Source organism: Bacillus cereus group sp. BfR-BA-01492, assembly GCF_022662815.1.
Taxonomy (GTDB): Bacteria; Bacillota; Bacilli; order Bacillales; family Bacillaceae_G; genus Bacillus_A; species Bacillus_A cereus_BD.
This window is the reverse complement of sequence record NZ_JAKUEH010000005.1, coordinates 42,550-67,462: the sequence shown is the minus strand read 5'-3', so window position 1 is coordinate 67,462 and position 24,913 is coordinate 42,550. Positions and strand designations below refer to the sequence as shown.

Genomic DNA, 24,913 nt, shown 5'->3' with positions numbered 1-24,913 from the left:
TCTCCCTTTCTATATAAATACAAATGAAAACAGACATAAAACCGTTCTTTATAGGTAAGAATAGAACGTCCGGTGCTGGATAGTAGCGGTCAGTTCCTTTTTTGCCCCATGCTACGTGAGGACAAAAGGAGAAAGTGAGTAAAAAGCTTCTTTTGTTTCCATAACCGTGACTTAGGTGTTTGAAAATCAACATGGATATATAAGCAAAATGGAGGAATACATAATGAATAAAACTGCAATTAAAAACTTTGCAGTATCAGCTCGCGTAAAATTAATGGACGCTGTAAAGCAGAAAGCATACGAGCTTGGTATTACAAAAGATGAAATAAAAGAACCGGAAACGTATGAAGATGGATTTCGAATTAACGAGAAATTTTTTAAAGGCTATGAATTAGAACAACGTAACAAACTCATTCAAAAAATGAACGAAAAAGACTTTGATCAAATCATTGAAGAAGTAGTCTACACATGGTTTAACCGCTTTATTGCGATTCGTTTTATGGAAGTGAATGAATACCTTCCAGCAGGTGTACGCGTTCTTTCTTCTACGGAAGCGGGAAAAACTGAACCAGACGTAATCGGCGAAGTAACAAACATTTCCGATGAATTAGACTTAAATTTAGATATCGTCTATCGCTTACAAGACGAAAACAAAACGGAAGACTTATTTAAATACATTTTGATCAAACAATGTAACAAACTCGGTGAAATTATGCCGATGATGTTTGAACAAATTCAAGATTATACGGAATTACTATTACCGGATAACTTGCTTGCGGAAGGTTCCGTTGTTCGTGATTTAGTTTCCATGATTGAAGAGGACGATTGGAAAGAGCAAGTGGAGATTATTGGGTGGTTGTATCAATACTACATCTTTGATGAGAAAGATCGGGTAATTAAAGCGAAAAAGAAATATAAAACAGAAGAAATACCATTTGCTACACAATTATTTACACCTAAATGGATTGTGCAATATATGGTACAAAATTCTTTAGGGCGTTATTGGATTGAATCGCATCCTGAAGATAGAGAATTAATAAAAGATTGGGATTTTTATTTAGAAAACCCGGATCCAGAACCAGATTTTGAAGAAAAATTAGCTCCATATATTAATAAAGAAATGCAAGTAGAAGAAATAAAGTGTTTTGACCCAGCAATGGGGAGTGGACACATTCTTGTATATATGTTTGATGTTCTTTACGAAATATATACAAGATGTGGTTATAGTGATAGAGAAATTCCTAACTTAATTATTGAAAATAATCTTTATGGATTAGATATTGATGAGCGTGCGTATCAATTAGCCTGTTTCTCTTTAATTATGAAAGGACAACAATATAACAGACGTTTCTTGCGTAATATTCAGCGAAAAGGATTAACATTAAATTTAGCTCATATTCAAGAAAGTAATCAGTTAAATGAAGAAGACATTGCTTATATTGCTGGAGAGAATGAAGGTTCTAATTATGAAAAAACAAAGAAACTTATTGAGCTTTTTTATAATGCAGACATCTATGGATCATTAATTAAAATTAACGAATTTGATGAAAGCTTTTTTAAAGAAAGACTAGAATCTATACAGAATGATATTTCGACAGATTTATTTGTTGGATTAAGTCGAGAGAAGGCTTTGTATATACTTCCTAAATTACTAAAACAAGCACAAATTATAGGGTCAACTTATGATATTTTAGTAACAAATCCTCCATATATGGGAAGTAAATATATGAATAAAGATTTAACAAAATTTATGCAAGTCTGTTATCCAAATAATAAACTTGATGTATTTGCTGCATTTATGGAAAATTCAATGGGAAAAGTGAAAAGCGATGGACATATTGGGATGATAACTCCATTCGTTTGGATGTTTATTACCTCATATGAAGATTTGAGAAACACTATTGTAGAAAATAAAAGTATTAGTTCACTAATTCAATTAGAATATAATTCTTTTCCAGAAGCTTGCATACCTGTTTGTACCTTTACTTTGAGAAACTATAACCTTGATGTCGCTGGTGAATACATTAAGTTATCGGATTTTAAAGGGAGCGAAAATCAACCAGTTAAAACATTAGAAGCGATTAACAATCCTGACAGTGCATATAGATATAGCGCAAATACTCGAGATTTTAATGAAATCCCTAATAAGCCTATTGCATATTGGATAAATGATGAATACAAACATGTATTTAATTTTGGAAACAGTTTAGAGAATGAAATCCCTGTGAAAAAGGGAATGGATACAGGAGATAATAATAGATTCTTAAGACTATGGTTTGAAGTAAATGAAGATAAATTAGGGATCAACTATAATGAAGCTTCTATTGAAGTTGCGAAAGATAAAAAGTGGTTCGCTTACAATAAAGGTGGAGAATTTAGAAAATGGTATGGGAATAATTTATATGTCATCAACTGGGAAAATGATGGACAGGAATTAAGAAAATCTAAAGCAAATCTCAGATCAAAACAATTATATTTTAAGAATGCCATAACGTGGAGTGCCCTTACATCCAGTAAAACTAGTTTTAGGTATTCTAACTATCATGCTATTTTTGACTCAGCTGGTTCATCAATGTTCCCCGATGAGATAAATATAAAATATTATTTAGCATTGCTAAATACAAAAATTGTTTATGATTTGCTAAATATGATAAACCCAACCTTAAATTTTGGTGCAGGAACTGTTGGTAAGATCCCAATCATTCATGAAAGTTCACAAAACATTATTAGCAAAATTAATAATTTATGTGATAAAAATATTGAAATATCTAAAGATGAGTGGAATTCATTTGAATTATCATGGAACTTTAGCAAACATAACTTTTTAAAAGTTCAAAGTCAAAGAATTAAAGAATGCTGGAATAGCATTAAGGAATATACAAATAATCAATTTCTAGATATGAAAAAAAATGAAGAAGAAATAAATAAGATATTCATTGATCTGTATAATCTTAACCACAGTGTTACACCTTTTTTAGATGATGAAGATATCACAATCCGCAAAGCCGACAAAGAACGCGACATCAAATCCTTCATCTCCTACGCAGTAGGCTGCATGTTAGGGCGTTATTCATTAGACCAAGAAGGCCTGGTATTCGCTGGCGGAGAGTTTGATGAGAGTAAGTATCAAACGTTTAAGGCTGATGCAAATAATATTATCCCTATTACAGATGACGAGTATTTTGAAGATGATATTGTTAGTCGCTTTATTGAGTTTGTTCGTGTGACGTTTAGTGAAGAGACGTTAGAAGAGAATCTTGATTTTATAGCGGAAGCGTTAAAGAAGAAGGCGAATGAGACATCTCGTCAATGCATTCGTCGTTATTTCTTAAAAGAATTCTTTAAAGATCATGTGAAGACGTATCAGAAACGTCCAATTTATTGGTTATTTGATAGTGGTAAGAATGATGGGTTTAAAGCTTTAATTTATATGCATCGTTATGATGTTGGAACGGTGGCCCGGGTTCGTACGGATTATCTTCATACGTTGCAACGTAAATATGAATCTGAGATTGTGCGCCGTGATGTATTAATTGAGTCTGATGCACCTGCGAAAGATAAGACGCGTGCGAAAAAAGAGAAAGAAAAGCTGCAAAAACAATTGCTTGAGTGCCAGCAATATGACCAAGTCATTGCTCATGTTGCGAATCAAAAGATTGCAATTGATTTAGATGATGGTGTGAAAGTAAACTATGCGAAGTTCCAAGGGATTGAACTTCCACAAGGAGAAGGTAAGAAACCATTGAAAGCGAATTTATTAGCGAAGATTTAACGTGTTATAATATATAAGAAACCATGATAGATTCAGCAATGTTGCTGAATCTATTTCTTACTATTGAGAGTTGGTGAAGTATGAATACAAAAGAAATAAAACGTGTTTTACAAGAGATGTTTGATAAAGAACTAACAGAAGGAAAAAAGCGTCATATTGTATTTTGGTATGATGAAGCAGGGGAGTTTATGGAAGAAGTTGATGAATTGAACTTAGAAGATGTTCGTATTTGGAAGCTGACACCTCATAATATGTTTGCGACAAAGTATGAGTTAGAGAAGCAAGATACAACGTCTCACTTTTTAATTTATGCAAATATGGCAAAGCCTCTAGCTAGGGAAGATTGGCTATTAGATATTTATAAATATAGTCAAGAGTTTGCGACAGATAAAGTTACAGTTATGATGCGTGAGTTAGGTGTAACAAATGATGCCGTGTTACGTGATGTGTTTAAGAAATATATGAAATTCTTTAACAATAAAGAGCGTTACGCTACGTTTAAATCGTATAAGATTCAAGAGTATACAGAAGAGCAAATCGATCTTACTGTGTTAGCTTCCCTATGTAAATGCAGTCTTGTTAGTTTAGATGAAGTGTTAAAAGCTTTGTTTAGAGAACAGCTACAAGAGACGAATAAATATTGGGAGAATATGAAAAAGTTTGGGGATGAAGAGACGTTTTGGAGTCTTGTAGAGAAAGTGTATGGCTATCATTTACAAGACAAGTCCCTTGATTCTCTGTTTATTTTCTTATTATTAACAAATGTGAGCGAAACGTTAGGCGGAGAAATTCCGACAACATGGCAGCCATATATTTCAGCGATGCCGATGAATGCGATCGTATTTATGAATCAATTTATGAATCATAGTACAGATGGACCGATTTATAATGAACTGGCAGATAGAGTAGAAAAGCGTGTAAAGGTTAAAGAACATATGCAAAGTAAAGAAATAAAAGATTACATAACGTCAGATACGTTCCGTTATTTTGATGAGAGCATTATTACGTATATTACAAATCGATTAATGGACGACTTTCATGATTATGAATCATATATAGAGCTCATTACCGCAAGAAGAACATTGCATTGGTTTGAAGTATTTCAACATGAATATGAAGCATTATATCAAGCGATTCAATTGTTTCAAAAAGCGCATGAATTTGGGAAGGAAACTGTGGAATCTCAATCATTTGAGTTGTTTAAAGCATATGAAAATAAATATTACAGTATAGATACTGCGTACCGAAAATTTTATGTGGCGTTCGATCAAATTGAAAATAAAGATCTTTTCTTACCACTTCGAGATAAATTAGAAAACTGGTATACAAATGGATATATCAGTGAGTTAGCGATTAAATGGTCTGATGCGATTGAACAGAATCAAAAAGAATATTGGCCCATCGCTGGTATAGAGTCGCAACATACATTTTATCGTTCATTTGTACAACCGTTTGTGAATAAAGAAGAACGAGTGTTTGTGATTGTGTCGGATGCACTTCGCTATGAAGCTGCGAAAGAATTGTGTGATGTGTTGAATGTAGAAAGAAAAGCATCAACGGAGATTGTCGCATTGCAAGGTGCTGTACCTTCTTATACAGACTTAGGTATGGCAACTTTACTTCCGCATAAGACAATTACATTTGGTGATAACGCCGAAATGTATGTAAATGGTTATAAAGCAGCGAATACGGAAAATAGAAATACTGTGCTTGCAGAGCATTATAAAGATTCTATAGCGGTTCAATATAAAGACTTAGTAGCAATGAATCGTCAACAATTCCGCGCAGTTTTTTCTGGTAAGAAAGTAAGTTATATTTATCATAATGTAATTGATGCAAGAGGAGATCATGCGGCAACAGAACATGAAGTGTTTCAAGCAGTAGAACAAGCTCTGCAAGATATTCGTATAATGGTGAATCAATTAATTAATACGGTGAGTGCTTCTAATATTATGATTACGGCAGATCACGGGTTTATTTATAATCGAGATGTACTACAAGCTAGCGATAAAGTGAAGAAAAATATAATGAATGCAGATCTTGAAAAGCGTCGATTTATCGTTTCAAATACACCCGATTCTTTAGAAGGAACAATTCGTTTTTCTATGGACTATGTACTAGGGGAAGGTTCTAATAAATATGTAACAGTACCAAGGGGAGCGAATCGTTTTTCTGTTCAAGGAGCAGGTGCGAATTATGTACATGGTGGTGCAATGCTTCAAGAAATTGTTATTCCAGTTATTAAATTTAAAAACGATCGCAGTAAGTCTAGTAAGAATGATGTGAAAAAAGTTGAAGTAAAATTAACAAGTTTAACAAGAAAAATTACGAATAGTATTACATATTTAGAGTTCTTTCAGACGGAAAAAATAGAAGAGAAGAAAACACCTTTACGATTAAAAGTATACTTTACAGATGAAGAAGGCAATCGAATTTCGAATGACAGTATGATCATTGCAGATAGCCAATCCTCTAAACCAGAAGATCGTACATTTAAAGAGAAATTTGTCTTAAAAAATATGACGTATGATAAAACAAAGAAATATTATTTAGTGTTAGAGGATGAGGACGAGACTGTTGAAAATATTTATGAGAAAGTAGCATTTGCGATTGATATAGCGATTACAAATGATTTTGGTTTCTAAGAAAAATGTGAGGTTGAGTGGAGATGGAGGATTTAAATACAAAGTTAAATACACATTTTGCAGGAAAAGTCGTGCGTAAAGATTTAACAAAGAAAATTAAAGAAGGTGCGAATGTTCCGGTTTATGTACTAGAATATTTACTCGGCATGTATTGTGCAACAAATGATGAACAGAGTATGAATGATGGCGTAGAAATGGTTAAAAAGATTTTAGCTGATAATTTTGTACGTCCTGATGAAGCTGAGAAAGTAAAGTCGAAGGTGAAAGAATTAGGTAAATATACGGTTATCGATAAGATTGGTGTAAAACTAAATGATAAAAAAGATATATACGAAGCAGAATTTTCAAACCTTGGATTAAATAGTGTACCCATTTCCTCACACTATGTAAAAGAGTTTGATAAACTACTTGCAGGTGGTATTTGGTGCATTATAAAAATGGAATATTACTTTGATGAGGAGTCAAAAGGGACGAGCCCATTTCGTATTGAAAGTGTAACACCAATTCAAATGCCGAATATGGATTTAGACGAGATGTTCGAACAAAGAAGATATTTTTCTAAAGAAGAGTGGATTGATGTTTTAATTCGTTCAACTGGTATGGAACCAACGCAGCTAGAAGAGACTGTAAAATGGCATTTACTTGAACGCATGGTACCGCTTGTAGAAAATAATTATAATTTATGCGAACTAGGGCCAAGGGGTACAGGGAAATCCCATATTTATAAAGAGATTTCCCCAAACTCTATTTTAGTATCAGGTGGACAAACAACAGTAGCGAACTTATTTTACAATATGTCGACCAGAAAAATTGGATTAGTTGGTATGTGGGATACAGTAGCTTTTGATGAAGTTGCTGGAATCACATTTAAAGATAAAGACGGGATTCAAATTATGAAGGATTATATGGCTTCAGGTTCTTTTGCCCGTGGCCGCGAAGAAAAAAATGCTAGTGCTTCCATGGTGTTTGTAGGAAATATTAATCAAAGCGTCGATGTTTTGTTGAAAACATCTCATTTATTTGATCCATTTCCAGAAGCGATGGCATATGATTCTGCATTCTTTGATCGCATGCATTACTATCTACCAGGCTGGGAGATTCCGAAAATGAGACCGGAATTTTTCACAAATGAATACGGCTTTATTACAGACTATTTAGCAGAATTTTTACGTGAAATGCGAAAGCGTTCTTTCTCGGATGCAATTGATAAGTTTTTTAGATTAGGAAATAATTTAAATCAACGTGATGTAATCGCAGTACGTAAAACGGTTTCTGGTCTGATTAAACTGCTATATCCAAACGGAGAGTACACAAAAGAAGATGTGGAAGAAGTACTTCGATATGCGTTAATAGGACGTAGACGTGTAAAAGAGCAATTAAAGAAAATTGGCGGCATGGAATTTTATGATGTGAATTTCTCTTATATTGACAATGAAACAATGACTGAAGAGTTTGTATCAGTTCCTGAACGAGGCGGAGGAACTTTAATTCCAGAGGGGATGAATAAACCAGGCCATATTTATACAGTGGCTCGTGGCAAGACGGGAATGATTGGTACTTATAAATTAGAAACAGAAGTTGTAAGTGGAACTGGTAAGTTTGAAAAAACGGGGTTAAATTCAGATCGTGATGCAAAGGAAAGTATTGATACAGCTTTTCGATTTTTTAAAGCAAATCATAAAAATATGAGTGGAACTATTAGTACGACGACAAAAGATTATTTAATGCATATTCAAGATATTCATGGCGTCGGTTTAACTGGTGAACTATCACTTGCAGCATTTATTGCGTTATGTTCTGGTGCGTTAAGTAAACCGGTGCAAAACCAAATGGTTGTGTTAGGATCTATTAGTATTAGTGGTACGATTAATAAAGTAGAAGAATTAGCGAATGTACTGCAAGTTTGTTTTGATTCAGGAGCGAAGAAAATACTTTTACCAATGGCATCAGCTGTTGATATTCCAAGCGTGCCACCTGAGTTGTTTGCTAAGTTTCAGATTGCATTTTATCAGAGTGCAGAGGATTCTGTGTTTAAGGCTTTAGGAGTTGAATAAAGACATAAAATAGCAGTCACAATATGTAGAATGTGACGCGGTATCATTTCATCATTTATGGAGTAACGAAAAAGGATTTACGAAATGTTGAGGCGTTATTTCAAAAGAACTTAGTCACAAACTTGTTATTAGATGGAGTCGAACCAGAAGTGATTGAACATTATGTAAAGAATAGCTCACCAATGCAATATGCAGCAACAAATAATCGCAGCATTCTTTCGCAAATGAATGATGCGGTCTTTATGGTGGACCATTACTTCTATGCTGAATTAGTAGAGAAACAGAAGCCTTTTATTAATATTGAAAGGCTCAATCAAGATTTAAACAAAACTGTAATGTTGAAAATACCAAAATATCCTGCAGATATGATGAGAGATGCTCTTAATCAGCATTTGATTATGTCAAAAAAAGAATAGGGGAAAAGGCATGAGAGATCAGTTGTGGAAAATTATTGATAACATGTCAGAAGAAGAAGCGAAATCACTGTTACGCTTTGTTTTGCTGCAACTTGAGCTTGTAGCGGAACATCAGGATGAAGAAATGATACATATGGTAGCAGAAATACCAAAACAATTAATAGAATCACAAAAGCCTACATTACACATAAAAGACAGCGAACATGTACATATTGCATTTGGTGATTCGTCGGCAGGTTGCTTAAAGCACACGTTAAAAAAGGAAGGATTTCATCAAGATTATGTCATTTCATTATCGGATATTTTTTCAGTCGGACCAATTTTTCACTTAGATGATCGAAAAGGACAAGTTGCTAGACAAGAATGGTTATCTAGCAATTTAAGCACAGGTGATTTCTATTTTGAGGAAGAGTATTTACCGCGCTTTCTTTCTTCATTAGAAGAGATGCGCTCTATTTCAAAAGATACATCAGTTACAATTTGGAAAGCAGATAATGATCATGAACATGTAGGGCTTTGCTTTGTACTTGCTATGTTAGAAGAGAAGAAAAATATTAGAATAATTAACACTTCAGAAGCACAGAAAGAGTTATTGAATAAAGAGTATGATATATGTGGAACTGGTGAACTAGACCCAGAAGATATAGCGGTTATTCTTGAACAATATAAAGAAAAGGAATGTTTAAAAGAAGAAACTCGAGCAGCGTTAATAAAAGAATGGAACGCTTTATCTACTAACACAGCACTCTTACGAATTTGGAAAGATGGTACAGTTCATTCTGTAGTAGAAGATTATTTTGATGAATATATAGTTCGATGTGCAAAAGAAATAGGAGCAGACAAAGGTTTTTCTAAAGCTGCTCACGTAATTGGAGAAGTGCTTGGCCGTGTAGAACAGTTAGTCGGGGATGTTTTTCTTGAATATCGCTTACAAACATTAATAAAACAAAATATTTTTCAAGCCAAAGGTTCCTTAAAAGCAATGCGCTATTATAGTGTGAAATTAAATAGATAAGAGGATTAAAGCCTTACTTTTGAAGGAGATTTTTTCAAAAGTAAGGCTTTTTTTAGTTCATAAAATGAATTTGGGCGATATATAAGCTACCTTTAGGTGACCTATGACATATGAATGTTGAAAGAAATATAGATAAAGGAGGTACCATTTCATATGTATAACTACCCGAATTATCCAGGTGTAGGTTATGATCAAACTATGTATTCACAGTATCAAGGATATGATGAAGAAACTATGGAACCGAGAGAGGTTGATTATGAAGAGTATCGCCCTGATGATGCGGAAGATGCGCCGACGTCACCGCCCCCATCGCAAGCACCTTCCGTACCTTCAACATTTGCAGCACCTGTACAAAGTGGCAATATTAAATCATGGATGTGTAATTGTTTAGGAAGATGGGGATACTTACGATTGCATCGCCCTGGCCCTTTTGGAAGAGATTTATGGTTTTTCCCAACTGAAGTAAGAAGAGGCGGGGTATCCGGTTATACGTGGCAAGCTGGACGTCGCCGGAAAGTGAGTTATCGTTATCAACAAATTAGTAATTTTATGTGCTTTGCTTAGAAAAGAATCAAAGAGGAGAATATTCTTCTCTTTGATTTTTATTTTTCAAGTTCCAAAGTAATATATTAACAAAAAAAACATAATTTTCATTCTTTTGATGGGTTATAATTCATATGTTGGAGTGATTTTTATAAAACATGAGAGTGAGGGAATGCGATGTCTGTAAAAAACAAAGTTGGTCGAAACATTAAGGATGGGATTAAGCTGGCTTCTCCTGAATTTAAAGAAGATGCGTATGAAATTTATAAGGAATCACGTAAATTACAACCGATTTTGTTTGTATATAAAGGGGAATTAGGAACAGAGTGGTTGATTACAAGATATGAAGATGCATTGTCTCTGTTAAAAGATTCGCGCTTAAAGAAAAATCCAGAAAATATTTTTTCTCAAGAAAAATTAAAATCATTATTTTCGATTGAAAATAGCGATCATTTAACAAAACATATGTTAAATGCAGATCCACCTGATCATAACCGTTTGCGATCACTTGTTCAAAAAGCGTTTACTCCTAAAATGGTTTCGCAATTACATAGTCGCATTCAGCATATTGCGGACACTTTATTAGATCATGTGGAACAGAAGCGATCCTTTTATCTTGTTCGTGATTTTTCATTCCCATTACCAATCATAGTCATTAGCGAAATGCTCGGTATTCCAAAAGAAGATCAAGCAAAATTCCGCATATGGTCTCATGCGGTCATTGCTTCACCTGAAACACCAGAAGAAAAACAAGACAATGCGAAAAAACTTTCTGAGTTTATTACGTATTTACAATATTTAGTTGATTTGAAACGAAAAGGGCCAAAAGAAGACTTAATTAGCAGGTTAATACAAGCTGAAAGTGAAGGTAGTCAATTAAGTGCACCAGAGCTTTATTCCATGATTATGCTGCTTATTGTAGCTGGGCATGAAACAACGGTAAATTTAATGACGAATACAGTGTTAGCATTATTAGAGAATCCAGATCAACTGCAGTTATTAAAAGAAAGACCAGAGCTTATTGATTCAGCAATTGAAGAAGGCTTACGTTACTATTCTCCAGTTGAGGTTACAACGGCACGCTGGGCAGCTGAACCTTTTCACATACATAATCAAGTAATTCAAAAGGGGGATATGGTGACAATTTCTTTAGCCTCTGCAAATCGGGATGAAACCATTTTTGCAAATCCAGATGTATTTAATATTACAAGAGAAAATAATCGTCATATTGCTTTTGGGCATGGAGGCCATTTTTGTTTAGGAGCACCATTGGCTAGATTAGAAGCAAAAATCGCAATTGCTACATTGTTAAAACGGATGCCTCGATTACAAATAAAAGGAAAGAGAGAAGATATAAAATGGGAAGGTAATTATTTAATGCGTTCTTTAAAGGAATTACCATTAATTTTCTAGAATATAGGTATGTGAGACACGCATACATCATATTTCACTTACATAGAGTATGTATGTGTAAATCAAAATTAAAACGGAAGGGTGAAGACATCCCAATGATCAACTAATTCTATTTGTTAAGAAATCTTCGTGAAAAACGAAATCTTCTTCTGAATAGGATTAGTATGTACATTTTTGTATAAAAGGGATGTGATTCGCACTGCGAATATACGATCTTTTTCATATGATTTGTACTGCCTCTTATTCAGAACGAAAATAGGGGGCTTTTTTATGTCAGTAAGTGCAGAAATAAATCAACAAGTTGGCATGTCGCAAGTATTAAAAAATCGATTTGTGCAAGGGATTCTTACCTCGGCACTATGTTTACAAATCGGGATATGGGTTCGGAATTTTGCGGTATTATTGTATGTCATGGAAATGACAAAAGGAAATGCGTTTGCGATTTCTATGATTTCAGTTGCGGAGTTTGCACCTATTTTTATTTTTTCATTTATTGGAGGAACATTTGCAGATCGGTGGAAACCACGAAAAACGATGATTTGGTGCGAAGCTTTAAGCTCTTTATCTGTATTTGCAGTCCTTCTCACACTCATGTTTGGCACATGGAAAATCGTTTTCTTCGTTACTTTAATCTCAGCGATTCTTTCGCAATTTTCCCAGCCTTCTGGTATGAAGTTATTTAAGCAACATTTATCAGCAGAAGAGATACAATTAGCCATGTCGTTATATCAAACGATTTTTGCGATATTTATGATACTCGGTCCTATACTTGGCACTTTTGTTTTTCAAAGCTTCGGTATTTATATTTCAATTGTCGTAACAGGAGTTGCTTTTTTACTTGCGGCTATTGTTTTATTGTTTTTGCCAAAAGATGTGGAGATGAAGGCGGAAAAGAAGCAAGTGAGTTTACTGCAAGAAATGGCAGATGGCATTAAGTATGTGTTAGCTAAAAAAACATTAACGTTACTCGGTATTTGTTTTATGGCTGCAGGATTAGGAATTGGTCTTATTCAGCCGTTAGGAATTTTTATCGTAACAGAGCAACTTGGTTTATCTAAGGAAGGTTTGCAATGGTTATTGACTGTAAACGGAGCCGGTATGATCATTGGCGGTGCATTCGCGATGGTATTTGCGAAAAATGTTGCACCGCAAAAGATGTTAATGATTGGGTTACTTGCACAAGCAATTGGCATTGGGATCATTGGTTTCTCTACAAACTTATGGATTACACTTACGGCACAACTGTTTAGCGGTCTTGCTCTTCCTTGTATTCAAATTGGCATTAATACACTTATCATTCAAAACTCTGATACAGACTTTATCGGACGTGTAAATGGCATCTTAAGTCCACTATTTACAGGATCAATGGTACTCACGATGAGTATAGCTGGTTCATTAAAAGAAGTATTTTCACTTAGTATACTTTATGAAGGAACAGCGGTATTATTTATCATTGGGTTATTTGTGATTTTGCCAATTTATCATTTAAAACCTGCCGTAAGGGCTGAAAATCAACCAGCGAAAGACGGGAGTGCTATTCAACAAGAATCGTAATTCTAATAAAAAGTAGAAGTATCAGACCTCATGAATTTGTGAATGATAAAAGCATAAGGAGGTGTGATACTGATGGCGCAAGATGTTTTATGTGAAGTAAACAACTGTAAATATTGGGGCAACGGTAACAAATGTAATGCCGATGCAATTTATGTAGTAAGTCATAAAGGAAAGCAAGCGTCGAAAACAGAAGAAACAGATTGTAAAACTTTCATACCAGAAGTTTAATTTTTTCGGGTAACCATATGGCGGTTACCCTTTTCTTAATTATATTATTGATAATAAATCTCATTTTCATTCATTTTTTCTTATTTTTCTTGTCGTTCATGTTGCGTTTTTATTCATGAAATCATCCTCCAGCAGGGCTAAACTAAGAATCCAAAAAATGAGGTGAGGCAGAAGTTCACTTTGTTTTTATGTTTCTCAATTGTAAAGAAATGGTTTCTCTCGTACGATGAAAGTATGGCTAAATCAAATAGAGTGGAGGATGATGCTGATGTTAACGTGTCGAAAAAGCGAGATCTTTCAACAGTTTATTCGTAATGTAACAGCTAGTATTGAAAATAATAAAAATGAAGAAACGATAGTTTGTACAATTGAGAAACTTTTAGAAAAACTTTTAGAGACGAAAGCATGGCTCCCATTAGAAAAACAGAAAACAAATAGGAATCAATATGCTCGTCATTTATTATATAAAGACCCATTAGATCGTTTTGAAGTACTTGCGCTTGTATGGAAGGACGGACAAGCAACACCATTACATGATCATGATGGTACTTGGGGAGTAGAAGGCGTTTTTTCTGGCCGAATTAAGGTGAAAAACTTTTTACAAATCAAGCAATTAGAAGAATCAATTTTTCAATTGAAATATTTAGGTCAGTTATATTTAGGGGAAGGAGAAACGGATAAAGTCATTCCTCCAGCTGATTGTCATATCCTTGAAATTGAACCGAATGAACAAGTTGTTACCATTCATATTTATGGAAAGAAACTGGAGAAATTTAAAGTATTTATTCCAACCGAAAGAAAAGAGATATATAGGTGTAAGATGAAATATATTCAATATAGCTCATAACAGTTATAATCCAAAATGAAAGCGCTATCTTATTTCAGAGAAAGGATGGCGTTTTTATTTTGAATTGATATGGAAATATTTCTTGACCTGAAACGCTTTTCATAAATTATAACTGAGAGGTAGTTACTGCGTTAGATATGGAAACGATATCTTCCTATCTTTTCGTGGATTCCTAGAAAGTGGTGAAGAAATAATGAAACTTATTGCGATTGATTTAGATGGAACGCTTCTTTCGAAAAATAAAATGATTAGTAAAGAAAATGCAGAAGCGATTCGAAAATGTCAAGAAGAGGGGCATGTTGTAGCCATTTGTACCGGACGTTCTATCGTTGACATTGAACGTCTGTTACAAGAAGTAAACTTACAATGCCCAATCATTGCAGAAAATGGTGCAGTTATTTATAAAGATAAAACAATGTTGAAAAGATACGCTATACAAAATGAGCACGCACTTGAAATTATAGAATATTTGGAGGAGCAAGGTATGTATTATCAATTATATACGGATAAAGGTGTATACGTACCAAAGTATGGTGAAGAAAATGTACGTAAAGAAATGGAAGCGATTCGAAATCTAGGTATAAACCTTAGTGAAGAAGAGGTTGAAAACATTGCAGCGCTTTACCTTGAACATACAGCTTTTCATAGTACAGACAGTTGTAAAGCGATTATAAACAAAGAGTTATATGTGCACAAATTTTTACCTTTCTCTTATGATAAGTCGAAATTAAAAAGGTTAAAAGAAAAGTTCCAGCATAACAGTAAGTTAATTATTTCTGCTTCTTATTGGCATAATTTAGAGATTAATCACTGTGATGCTCAAAAGGGAAATGGATTATATACATTAGCGGAATATCTTAATATTCCATTTGAAAACACAGTAGCCATTGGTGATGGACTAAATGATGTTTCCATGATGCAAAAAGCCAATATGTCCATTGCGATGGGGAATGCTGTTAACGAGTTAAAAGAAATGTGTCACTATGAAACATTAACAAATGAAAAGCACGGTGTTGCTCATGCTCTATATCATTATGTAATGGCATAAGATCATGATTGAAACAAAAAAGAATCCGAATTTGGATTCTTTTTTGTTTTTTTATTAGGGGTAAGGTATTCTATGAGACTTATAGAATCCTTATGACAAATATTATATGGAATATTTTGGAATTGAAGTATATATTTCGGTTTTTATTTGTGAAAATTTTGTGAATTTCATATTTACTTCATTAGTGGTTTTAGAAGTTCTTATTAAAAAATAAAAATTTATTTGAATAATTACACTTCTACTATATACCTAAACGACCATTATCCGTATAATGAAGAAGCATGCGTTAAAAATTGGTATTAAATTTACATATAGAGGTGAAAAGGGAATGAGTGCTCGGCTAATGGAACTCATTGATGTGAACACAATAAAAATAATGGCGGAACAGTTTTATAAACTAACAAATATGTCACACCAACTTCTTGATGCTGAAAGAGAATGTATTTTTTCATTCGGTATGGATCAAGAAATAAATCATAGATTGACTAAGGTTGAAATTCCCATTTTTTTAGACGAGCAATATTTAGGGTCTTTTATTGCTTGTCCTATAAAAAATGATATGGTTTATTGTCAAAAATACTTCGAAACACTTTCCAGTTTTATTGTAAATCATGCGAGAACTCAACTTCAAAACCAAAATCAAAATTTACAGTTGCTTTCAAAGGAGAAAGAGCAATTATATACCATTTTACAAAATATGCCCGTTATGGTTGATGCTCTTGATCTTGATGGTGAATTTATTTTATGGAATCGTGAATGTGAGAGTGTAACGGGTTACACAGCAGAAGAAATGATTGGAAATCCAAAGGCTCTTGAATTATTATATCCAGATGTAAACTATCGCCGACAAATCCAAGAAAAGTTTGCTGCTTACGGAAGAGATTTTCGAGATTGGGAAATGAACTTAACTTGTAAAAATGGTGAGCAAAAAACAATTATGTGGTCTAATATATCCAATCGCTTTCCGGTTTCTGGGTTTAGTTACTGGGCTGTTGGGGTCGATATTACCCATTTAAAAGAGATAGAAGCCCAGTTAAAAGAACAGACATCCGAATTGGAACTCATTTTTCAAGCGCTACCAGATTTATGCTTTTTAACAGAAGCTGATGGAACGATTATAGATTATAAAGCCGGTTCACCTGCGAAATTTTATGTACCAGCAGACGAGTTTATGGGGAAAAAGTTTGATGAAGTTTTGCCATCTCCTGTAGCACAGCAGTTCCAAGAAGCTATTGATCAAGTACAGAAAGAAGAAACAATCGCTATTGTCGAATATTCTCTTTCTTTGAAAGGAAGCATAAGTTTTTTTGAAGCTAGATGTTTTCCATTATCGAAAGATAGAGTTATGATAATTGTTCGTGATATTACTGAAAGAAAAAAGACAGAAGAGTTATTAAATAAATCTGATACACTTGCAGCAATTGGACAATTAGCTGCAGGAGTAGCACATGAAGTTCGAAATCCATTAACAGTAATTAAAGGATTTATTCAGCTCTTTCAAATGAATAAAGAGGATCAAGAGAAATACTTTGATCTTATGCTTTCAGAGATTGAACGAATTGAGTCTATTCTTCACGAATTTTTATCAATCGCTAAAACAGATGTAATTCCTACAGAAAAGAAAAATCTTTATTCTATTATGAAAAATGTTGTTTCATTAATTAATACAAAAGCAATTATGACAAATATTCAAATTGAAATTATATCTGAATCAAAAGAATTAGTAATTGAGTGCTGTGAAAATCAATTAAAACAAGTATTTATTAACATTTTACAGAATTCAATCGAGGCGATGCCAGATGGTGGTAAAATCTTTATTCATATGAAAACGAATAGAATAAATGAAGTGATAATTGATTTAGTAGACGAGGGAATCGGTATACCAGAAGAACGTATTAAAAGGTTAGGAGAACCATTCTATAGTACAAAAGAGAAAGGCACTGGAATTGGTTTAATGTTAAGCTATAAAATTATTGAACGACATCAAGGAAGAATTAGTATTATGAGTAAAGTTGGCGTTGGAACATCTGTTACGATTTATTTACCAATGTTCCAACACGAAAAATCTCTTTCTGACAATGAACATCCCTTTACTATAGCGAATTCGTAATTAGCAAATGCAACAATATTAAGTAACTTTTAAAATATATAATCACCCTAATCGATTTTTATTTCAAATCTAATTTCTAGAATAAATAGAAAGAAAAAGCACATTGTCATCTATATGAGAGGACGATGTGCTTTTTTATCATCAATGTTCCGAATTTTAGAACATGTTTTTATACAGGAAATGATATTAATTATTATTATCTTTCTTGCTAGAATACATAATAAAGTTAGGGGGTGTTTTACATAAAAGTTATTTTTTTCTATTCTTTAAAAATGATAAACGAAATAGGAGGTTTATATATTTGGAGAATCATATTTTTTTCTTTGACTAGGTAATATATCATCACAAAATAAATAGTTGTTCTATTATATCTATTTATTTTTATGTAAAGTACTAAAGTTATTTTTATAAAAAAGGAGATGCTTATAATGAAAATACCTTGTTTTGTAATGCGTGGAGGAACATCAAAAGGATTATTTTTTTTAGATAAACACTTACCTTCAAATAAACGATTGAGGGATGAGGTAATTTTAAAAGTACTAGGAGCTGGAAATGCTCGCGGTGTTGATGGAATGGGGACACTAGATCCTTTATCCAATAAAATTGCTATTATTCGTAAATCAACTGATCCAGGAATCGATATTGACTATTTATTCTTGCAGGCAGATTTAAAGAAAATGGTACTAGATGATAGTGTAAACTGCGGTAATATTATTTCAGCTGTGGCACCATATGCGATTGAAAGTGGCATAATAAAGGCTGAATCTGGTGAAATGACAGTTACAATTAGAAATGTAAATACAAATGCTATCGTGGAGTCAAAGGTTCTGACTGAAAACGGAAACGTACTGTATAGTGGAAATGTTAAAATTGATGGTGTTCCAGGAACCGGCGCTCCGATTCGACTGAACTTTATGAATTCAGTTGGATCTGTTACAGGAAAGCTTTTTCCTACAGGATCAAAGATAGATGTGATTGAAGGCATCAATGTGTCTTGTATAGATGTTTCAGTCCCTTTAATTATTATTCAAGCGAATGAACTTGGTATTGAGGGAGATGAAAGCCCTGAACTATTGAATTCTAATACGATGTTTTTAAATAAAATTGATATGATTAGAAAAGAAGTAGCTGCACTTGCCAATTTAGGGAATGTGTCTAATAAAGTAATTCCTAAAATAGCAATTGTCTCAAGACCTAGAAAGTCCGGTACGATAACATCACGATATTTTATTCCACATCAATGTCATAGTACACATGCTGTAACAGGGTCGCTGGCACTTTCTGCGGCAATAAAGATTAATGGAACGACTGCTAATCATATTGTAAAGAAGAGTGGTTCATATAAAGAGGAAGAATCGAATCCAATAATTATTGAACATCCAGCAGGTCAAATTCAAACAGAATCAATTGTAGTGGAATCAAATGGAAAGTATTCTATTAAACAATCTAGCATTACTCGTACTGCGCGGTTAATTTTTAAAGGAGAATTAATATTATCATAAATGATAATGCTACAAAAAATTTTTGGAACATGAAAGTTTCACTTAAAAATGTAGTGATGGAAAGAAGTCAACAAGCGGAAGGCTGATTTATGAAAAGAAGAAAGGTTATGAAAGTTCATCTTATGCATCTATTCTAATGCTTTAGACAGTGTCATTGATTATGCCTAGACAAGACCGAGAAATCAAAAAGAATATTTCTCGGTCTATCTATTTACTAGATTGGAGGTTCTTTATTAGTGGACAATATGAAGAAAGCATCATTTTATATGATTCTTTCAGGTTTCAGTTTTTCGCTATCTGGTTTTTTCGCAGAACATGCTATTTTTTCTGGAGATTTCTTTTTAACTTTAACAGCAAGATTTTTCATTCCGTTTATTTTCTTAATTCCTTTTATTGTGAATCGGGTACAAAGAAAAGAGTTTTGGCTGAATAGTTATAAGCAATTACCACGAGCGTTTTCCATTACTCTTTCTCAAGCGTTATTTTTTCTATGTGCAGCTAATAGTTCCTTGTTTATAGCTATGGTTTTATATAATACAGGACCTATTTTTATCTGTCTCTTTACACTCTTCTCCAAAACAAAACGTGCGACAAGAATGGAAATGATAGCTTCTCTTTTTGGATTTTTAGGAGTGTTTCTTATATTGAAAACAGGGGGGATTGATTTTAAATCTCTATTTTATTTAGGAATAGGTGTACTTTCTGGAATTTCGCTAGCTTTTTCACAGATATTTTTACATAGAAGTGCACAAACTGATGATAATCTTTCTATCATGACTTACACCTATTTATATGGTAGTATTCTCTCTGCATTCTTATCAATTTGTTTTACGAAGACGAGTTACGAAGAAGTATTTATGTCGAGCCCAATTGTACTATTATTTTTAGTTTTAATGGCAGCTGGTAGTCTCGGAAATCAATGGTTTAGAGGAATAGCATATAAATTAACGCCACGAATATCAAAGTTATCTACACTTTTGTATTTGAATATCTTATTTTCTTTATTTTTAGACGTATTATTTAATGATAGCATTCCATCTTTTATTCAGTTTACAGGTGCACTATTTGTTATAACAAGTGCTGTCGTGCCTATTTTGATGCGTTCTGATAAGAAACAAATGGAACAAAAACAAGTAGCAAATGGGTAAATCGTTAAGTACATGAAGAATAACATTTTTATTCTTCATGTACTTATTTTAAAAACAAAAAATGATTCTTTCATATGAAATGAGATGAGAAGATAGTATATTGCGAATGATTGACATGTTCTATATACGCATGAAAGATGTTACCCCGCAAATTGCACAGCAGTTTCTGCATGTAAATAAGCTGTATCAAACACGGGAATAGAGAAATCTTTTTGCGAGAGCAGTAAAGGAATTTCTGTACATCCTAATAAAATACCTTCAGCGCCGTTTTCAATTAGTTTCGTTGCGATTTGTAACAATGTTTCTTTTGATTGCGGTGAAAGGATACCTTTACTTAACTCATTTAAAATAATATGATGGATCAAGTTTCGTTCATCTTCATGAGGAATCATTGTTTCAATCCCATAATTCGCTAACCTTGCTTTATAAAAATTTTCTTCCATTGTTTGTTTTGTTCCGAGAAGACCGATCCGCTTAATCTGCTGTTTCATAATTTTTTCTGCACTTACATCACCTATATGGAGGAGAGGGATAGATACTGCTTTTTCTACTTCATCTGCAAATTGATGAACAGTATTTGAACACATGAGTATACAGTCAGCGCCGGAGCTTTCTACTTTCTTTGCTACGTCAATTAATTCATGTTTTACTTCCTCATATTGATGATTTTGCAATAATGTTGTGATTTCCCCAAAGTCCATGCTGTATAAAACGAGTTTTGCATTTTGATTATATTGGGTAAGTGCAAGCGTATTGATATGTTTATAATATAAAGATGTTGACTCCCAACTTAACCCACCGATTAACCCAATTGTTTTCATACTCTATTCCTCCGTTACAGTAGTTTTTTATTTATTATTTCATAATTCCGATAAGAATACAATGATTTAAAATGATTCTTTTCCACATGAATTGTAATTGGTGAGTTAGATTATTGTTTTTTTGATAAGACTTGTGCAAAAACGCACGAAATTTAATGTTAAAAACGGAACATACAGCAAGCATGATAGTTCCTATTTTGTGATAGCCGGTCTAAAGTTTTTCTACCCTTTTAAAGGAAAAGAGGAGCTCACCATCGCCTAATTTAGAAGAAAGTTTTCGTTTATTTCAATAAGACACGCTCAAAAAGTGGATAAAAACATACTGTATAATACGAACCTGTTAAAATAATCAACTACCTATTAGTTTTGAAACCAAAAGGAGGAAAAAAATATGAGTTACGGTGGTTCTTGTGGTTTTGGTGGAGGATTCGCTTTATTAGTTGTATTATTTATTTTATTGATTATTGTTGGATGCAGCTGCTGGGGCGGAGGATATTAATTTTTAATACACCTTCACAAATATGTGTAAAAGAAAAAACTATGTAATGTATTCGTATGAGTACAAACAAAAAAGGAGCCCAGTAGCTCCTTTTTTGTTACATTTTATGAAAGATCATGACGAAATAGGAAGATTATCATACAGAACACCATGCTTCATAAAACGCTTTTACCGATGTATAGCGTTTATTTCTATCGCTCTCTACAGCATAGCAGGCTACATCATATAAAGGTTTTCCAGCCTCCCATTTTGCAAACGATCGATTCAAGCCACCACCTAAAAGAGAGAAGGCCATTGCCCCCATGTTAAATACATTTGTTTTCTCATCAATTTGTGCGCCTAATTCAAATTCTTCAGGTGACATAAATCGTGAAGAGCCCCACATTCTTCCCATGAAATTTACATAAGGTTTTTGCGCATAAAGGTCAATATCACAAATTTTAGTTGTATTGGTTTTAAAATCATATAAAATACTTCCATCATAGAAATCAATAGCGACATAGTTTCGTTGTTCAACATGTACATGAAAATTGAAAATACAATCTATAGAAGTAAGACGTTTTTCAATCGGTAACTGCTTATAACGTTCAAAAGAAGAAGCGAGAGTAAGCTGATTTTGTAATTTAGGTCTTAGTGATTCTCCATGAAACCATTCAAAAATAGCGACATACCCATTGTTTACTTCAAAATGATCCTTTAATGAAATGAGATGGTGATGTTTGAGTTCTTGATAGAGAGGAACAGCTTGTTTTAAACATCGAGCCGCATCACTAGGTTTCCCTTCATAATTCATTGGTTTCGCGCCAGCAAATTTAACAAATGATTGAATGCCATCTTGTTCTATACCAAAAGATAGATTTCCGGAGTCTTGCTCATCAAATACAGCAAACACTTTTCCGAGTTTTGTCAGCCACTTAAAATCTTGATGCTCTTTTAATTGAAACGTAACATGATCTAAATGAATTGTAACTGGAAGTTCTTTCATTGTTCACCTCTTATTTTATATAATCAAATTAAAATATTCGATAAGTATAATAGATTTCCTGTTTATATTTTTGGTAGATCAACAAACAATAAAATAAGAGATTCGTTCAAAATATTAAGTGGATAGGTATATGATAGTACGTCACATACAATAAAACACGTCTACAAATGGTGACGGTATAGAGTTCCAGCCTCATGGCACCAAAAATCTTGTTTCGGAATCAATTAAGTATAAATCTGTTGAATTAGAGAAATTTATGCGAAAGCAAAAATAATAACATGACATACATTTTTCATATGAAGAATACATCTTCTTTTTAAAGCACTACACTTCATTAAAAATATGAAAGGACTGATCATTTTGAAAAGTACAAAGCTACTAAAAATAGGGAGGTGTGTTGGAATAGTAAGTTTAAGTCTTGCAAGTGAAAAACTCCTTATAGGTGAACCATTGCAAGTAAAAGCAAAGGTTACAATGAATGTTTTTAAGTAATAATTAGAATTCTATATATGAAGGATGACTTATAAGACAGTTTTTAACATTATTTTTAGATTCTTTATTCAGTTTGATCGTTATAAGTATTGCATGAATGGCGTATGATGGTGCTTTTAAGTACATGGAGGTGTCAAATGCGAGAAACATAGGTGTGTGGTAAAATAGGTAGTACTGAAGTAAGGGTTGATGAAAGGATATATTTGTGTGAAAAACGAAAAAAAAGTGAACTTGAAATTTGGAATTTTTAAAAAGGATATTGTATTTACGATATCATTCTTATTAGCAATCGGAAGCTGTTTATTCCATGCACCAAAACTAGAATATATTAATTTTAAAGTATTAGTCAGTTTATTTAATCTTATGCTCGTAGTTAAGGCTCTGGACAATTTGAAACTATTAGATAAGTTCGCCATTGCTATATTGAGTAAATGTCATAATAGTAAAAGTGTTTCAACAATCCTAATTTTATTATGCTTTTTTAGTTCCATGCTTGTAACGAATGATGTGGCATTAATAACATTTGTACCATTAACACTTATAATCAGTAAGATGATACAAACTTCTATGTTGGATACGATTATACTAGAGACAATTGCGGCTAACATCGGGAGTAGCTTAACTCCTATGGGAAATCCTCAAAATCTTTTTATATTTACTAACTACGGAATCAGACCTATACAATTTTTTACAACAATCCTTCTATTAGTGGTTCTTGGAATTGTTCTGTTATTATTTCTTAATCAAAGATTGAAAAGCCAACCATTGGAAATGGAACTTCCGTCTATTTCGATAGAAAATAAAAAAGAGGCAACAGTATGGGGAATCCTATTTTGTATCATATCTGCATCCATATTAGGCTTTTTAAGCTACAAACTTGCGTTTATTATCGCATTGGGAACCGCATGTATATTTGATATAACATTATTGAAGAAAATTGATTATTTACTGCTTTTTACTTTTATATGTTTTTTTATATTTATAGGAAACGTATCGGAATTAAAGGTGGTTCAAACATTTGCAAGTGAGACTCTCAAAAGTCCCACATCTATCTTTTTCAGTTCGATCATTTTAAGCCAACTGGTAAGCAATGTACCAGCTGCAATCTTTTTGTCGAAATTCTCCGTAAATTGGCAACCTTTATTAGTAGGGGTGAATTTAGGGGGACTCGGTACAATTGTTGCGTCCCTCGCAAGTGTGATTTCATTTAAATTTTTTATTAAGAGAAATCCACAAAAAAGTAAAATGTACCTTATAAGGTTTAGTATTTATAACTTTTCAATTTTAGCTCTTTTAACTCTTGTTTATTATATTATGATGAAAAATCATATTTTCTTTTAAAAGGTCTTTATAAACGAGAATGATAGTATTCTCGTAACGAGTGATTTCCTTCTCGAAAAGGAAATCACTCCATTAGTAAAATCTAGACTTATGATTATAAAAAGCTGAAGAAAATGGTTATGCATTTACACCAGTTACAGATGAGAGAATGAATCAACTTGCTACACACGAAGCGAAAATGGCAGTAGAAGAAGCACTTACCTCAAAAGGAAAAAATCAGATTGGCTTTATTTTTATAATCCTAAAACAGCTACTGACAAATGGATTGCAACATATCAAACCGTTGCGCAAATTGGCAATCATTTGTTTGCAAAATAAAAATAAGAATGCGTTAACTAAAATACCTTTTATGATTTAAGTAATAACGAAAATCTTATTCTAATATTTTATATTTGACAAGGCTATAAACTAGGGCTTCAACTCTATCTTATTTTTTGTTTGAATATATTACTAAGTAATATACAAGGTGTTTATAGACTT

At 33.1% G+C, this 24,913-nt stretch carries 18 protein-coding genes and 2 pseudogenes; 18 read left to right on the top strand and 2 right to left on the bottom strand.

Translation table 11 applies throughout. From position 1 onward, the window contains the following. The first annotated feature begins 223 nt into the window (after positions 1-223). From pglX to MR063_RS08595, 14 genes are all read left to right on the top strand, one after another. On the top strand, positions 224-3,772 hold the full coding sequence (gene pglX, locus MR063_RS08660; protein ID WP_242196464.1) for a BREX-1 system adenine-specific DNA-methyltransferase PglX: 3,549 nt from the start codon (positions 224-226) through the stop codon (positions 3,770-3,772). An 80-nt stretch (positions 3,773-3,852) separates the two neighbouring features. Continuing rightward, the gene (gene pglZ, locus MR063_RS08655; protein WP_242196461.1) at positions 3,853-6,417 is read left to right on the top strand and encodes a BREX-1 system phosphatase PglZ type A; all 2,565 of its coding nucleotides are present in this window, start codon (positions 3,853-3,855) and stop codon (positions 6,415-6,417) included. A gap of 23 nt (positions 6,418-6,440) precedes the next feature. Beyond that, a complete protein-coding gene (gene brxL, locus MR063_RS08650) occupies positions 6,441-8,471 on the top strand; it encodes a protease Lon-related BREX system protein BrxL (RefSeq protein WP_242196458.1) in 2,031 nt (676 codons plus the stop codon). A 32-nt stretch (positions 8,472-8,503) separates the two neighbouring features. Next, the gene (locus MR063_RS08645; protein ID WP_242196455.1) at positions 8,504-8,887 is read left to right on the top strand and encodes a DUF6933 domain-containing protein; all 384 of its coding nucleotides are present in this window, start codon (positions 8,504-8,506) and stop codon (positions 8,885-8,887) included. A 10-nt stretch (positions 8,888-8,897) separates the two neighbouring features. Beyond that, positions 8,898-9,902, top strand: coding sequence for a DUF1835 domain-containing protein (locus MR063_RS08640; protein ID WP_242196453.1), 1,005 nt, complete (start codon positions 8,898-8,900; stop codon positions 9,900-9,902). Between the two features lie 153 nt (positions 9,903-10,055). After that, positions 10,056-10,466 carry a hypothetical protein gene (locus MR063_RS08635; RefSeq protein ID WP_242196450.1) on the top strand — a complete coding sequence of 137 codons (411 nt, stop codon included), beginning with the start codon at positions 10,056-10,058 and terminating at the stop codon, positions 10,464-10,466. A 156-nt stretch (positions 10,467-10,622) separates the two neighbouring features. Next, complete coding sequence (locus tag MR063_RS08630; RefSeq protein ID WP_242196447.1) at positions 10,623-11,858, top strand: cytochrome P450 family protein; 1,236 nt, start codon at positions 10,623-10,625, stop codon at positions 11,856-11,858. A 270-nt stretch (positions 11,859-12,128) separates the two neighbouring features. Next, positions 12,129-13,412, top strand: a complete 1,284-nt coding sequence (locus MR063_RS08625; protein ID WP_242196445.1) for an MFS transporter — start codon at positions 12,129-12,131, stop codon at positions 13,410-13,412. Between the two features lie 72 nt (positions 13,413-13,484). Then, complete coding sequence (locus MR063_RS08620; protein ID WP_242196442.1) at positions 13,485-13,640, top strand: DUF1540 domain-containing protein; 156 nt, start codon at positions 13,485-13,487, stop codon at positions 13,638-13,640. A 268-nt stretch (positions 13,641-13,908) separates the two neighbouring features. Beyond that, positions 13,909-14,487: a cysteine dioxygenase family protein gene (locus MR063_RS08615; protein ID WP_242196886.1), complete on the top strand. Its 579-nt coding sequence runs from the start codon at positions 13,909-13,911 to the stop codon at positions 14,485-14,487. 193 nt (positions 14,488-14,680) lie between these two features. Continuing rightward, a complete protein-coding gene (locus MR063_RS08610; protein ID WP_242196440.1) occupies positions 14,681-15,535 on the top strand; it encodes an HAD family hydrolase in 855 nt (284 codons plus the stop codon). A 328-nt stretch (positions 15,536-15,863) separates the two neighbouring features. Beyond that, positions 15,864-17,645, top strand: coding sequence for a PAS domain-containing sensor histidine kinase (locus tag MR063_RS08605; RefSeq protein WP_242196438.1), 1,782 nt, complete (start codon positions 15,864-15,866; stop codon positions 17,643-17,645). A gap of 428 nt (positions 17,646-18,073) precedes the next feature. Next, the gene (locus MR063_RS08600; protein ID WP_242196437.1) at positions 18,074-19,147 is read left to right on the top strand and encodes a 2-methylaconitate cis-trans isomerase PrpF family protein; all 1,074 of its coding nucleotides are present in this window, start codon (positions 18,074-18,076) and stop codon (positions 19,145-19,147) included. Positions 19,148-19,392: 245 nt separating this feature from the next. Then, positions 19,393-20,295, top strand: a complete 903-nt coding sequence (locus tag MR063_RS08595; protein WP_242196883.1) for a DMT family transporter — start codon at positions 19,393-19,395, stop codon at positions 20,293-20,295. 140 nt (positions 20,296-20,435) lie between these two features. On the opposite strand, the gene MR063_RS08590 is transcribed toward MR063_RS08595, so the two are convergent. Then, on the bottom strand, positions 20,436-21,116 hold the full coding sequence (locus MR063_RS08590; protein ID WP_242196435.1) for an aspartate/glutamate racemase family protein: 681 nt from the start codon (positions 21,114-21,116) through the stop codon (positions 20,436-20,438). Between the two features lie 109 nt (positions 21,117-21,225). Here MR063_RS08590 and MR063_RS22085 point away from each other — a divergent pair. Continuing rightward, positions 21,226-21,330: pseudogene (locus tag MR063_RS22085) on the top strand (ECF-type riboflavin transporter substrate-binding protein); the annotation flags it as partial. Between the two features lie 177 nt (positions 21,331-21,507). Further along, the gene (locus tag MR063_RS08585) at positions 21,508-21,615 is read left to right on the top strand and encodes a YjcZ family sporulation protein (protein ID WP_000120182.1); all 108 of its coding nucleotides are present in this window, start codon (positions 21,508-21,510) and stop codon (positions 21,613-21,615) included. Positions 21,616-21,751: 136 nt separating this feature from the next. Here MR063_RS08585 and MR063_RS08580 read toward each other — a convergent pair whose 3' ends face one another. Further along, positions 21,752-22,600, bottom strand: coding sequence for a protein kinase domain-containing protein (locus tag MR063_RS08580; RefSeq protein ID WP_242196433.1), 849 nt, complete (start codon positions 22,598-22,600; stop codon positions 21,752-21,754). A gap of 681 nt (positions 22,601-23,281) precedes the next feature. On the opposite strand from MR063_RS08580, the gene MR063_RS08575 reads away from it, so the two are divergent. Together MR063_RS08575 and MR063_RS08570 are read left to right on the top strand one after the other, a co-directional pair. Continuing rightward, positions 23,282-24,433: an SLC13 family permease gene (locus MR063_RS08575; RefSeq protein ID WP_242196431.1), complete on the top strand. Its 1,152-nt coding sequence runs from the start codon at positions 23,282-23,284 to the stop codon at positions 24,431-24,433. Positions 24,434-24,548: 115 nt separating this feature from the next. Then, positions 24,549-24,751, top strand: a pseudogene (locus MR063_RS08570) (cell wall hydrolase); the annotation flags it as partial. Between the last annotated feature and the right edge of the window lie 162 nt (positions 24,752-24,913).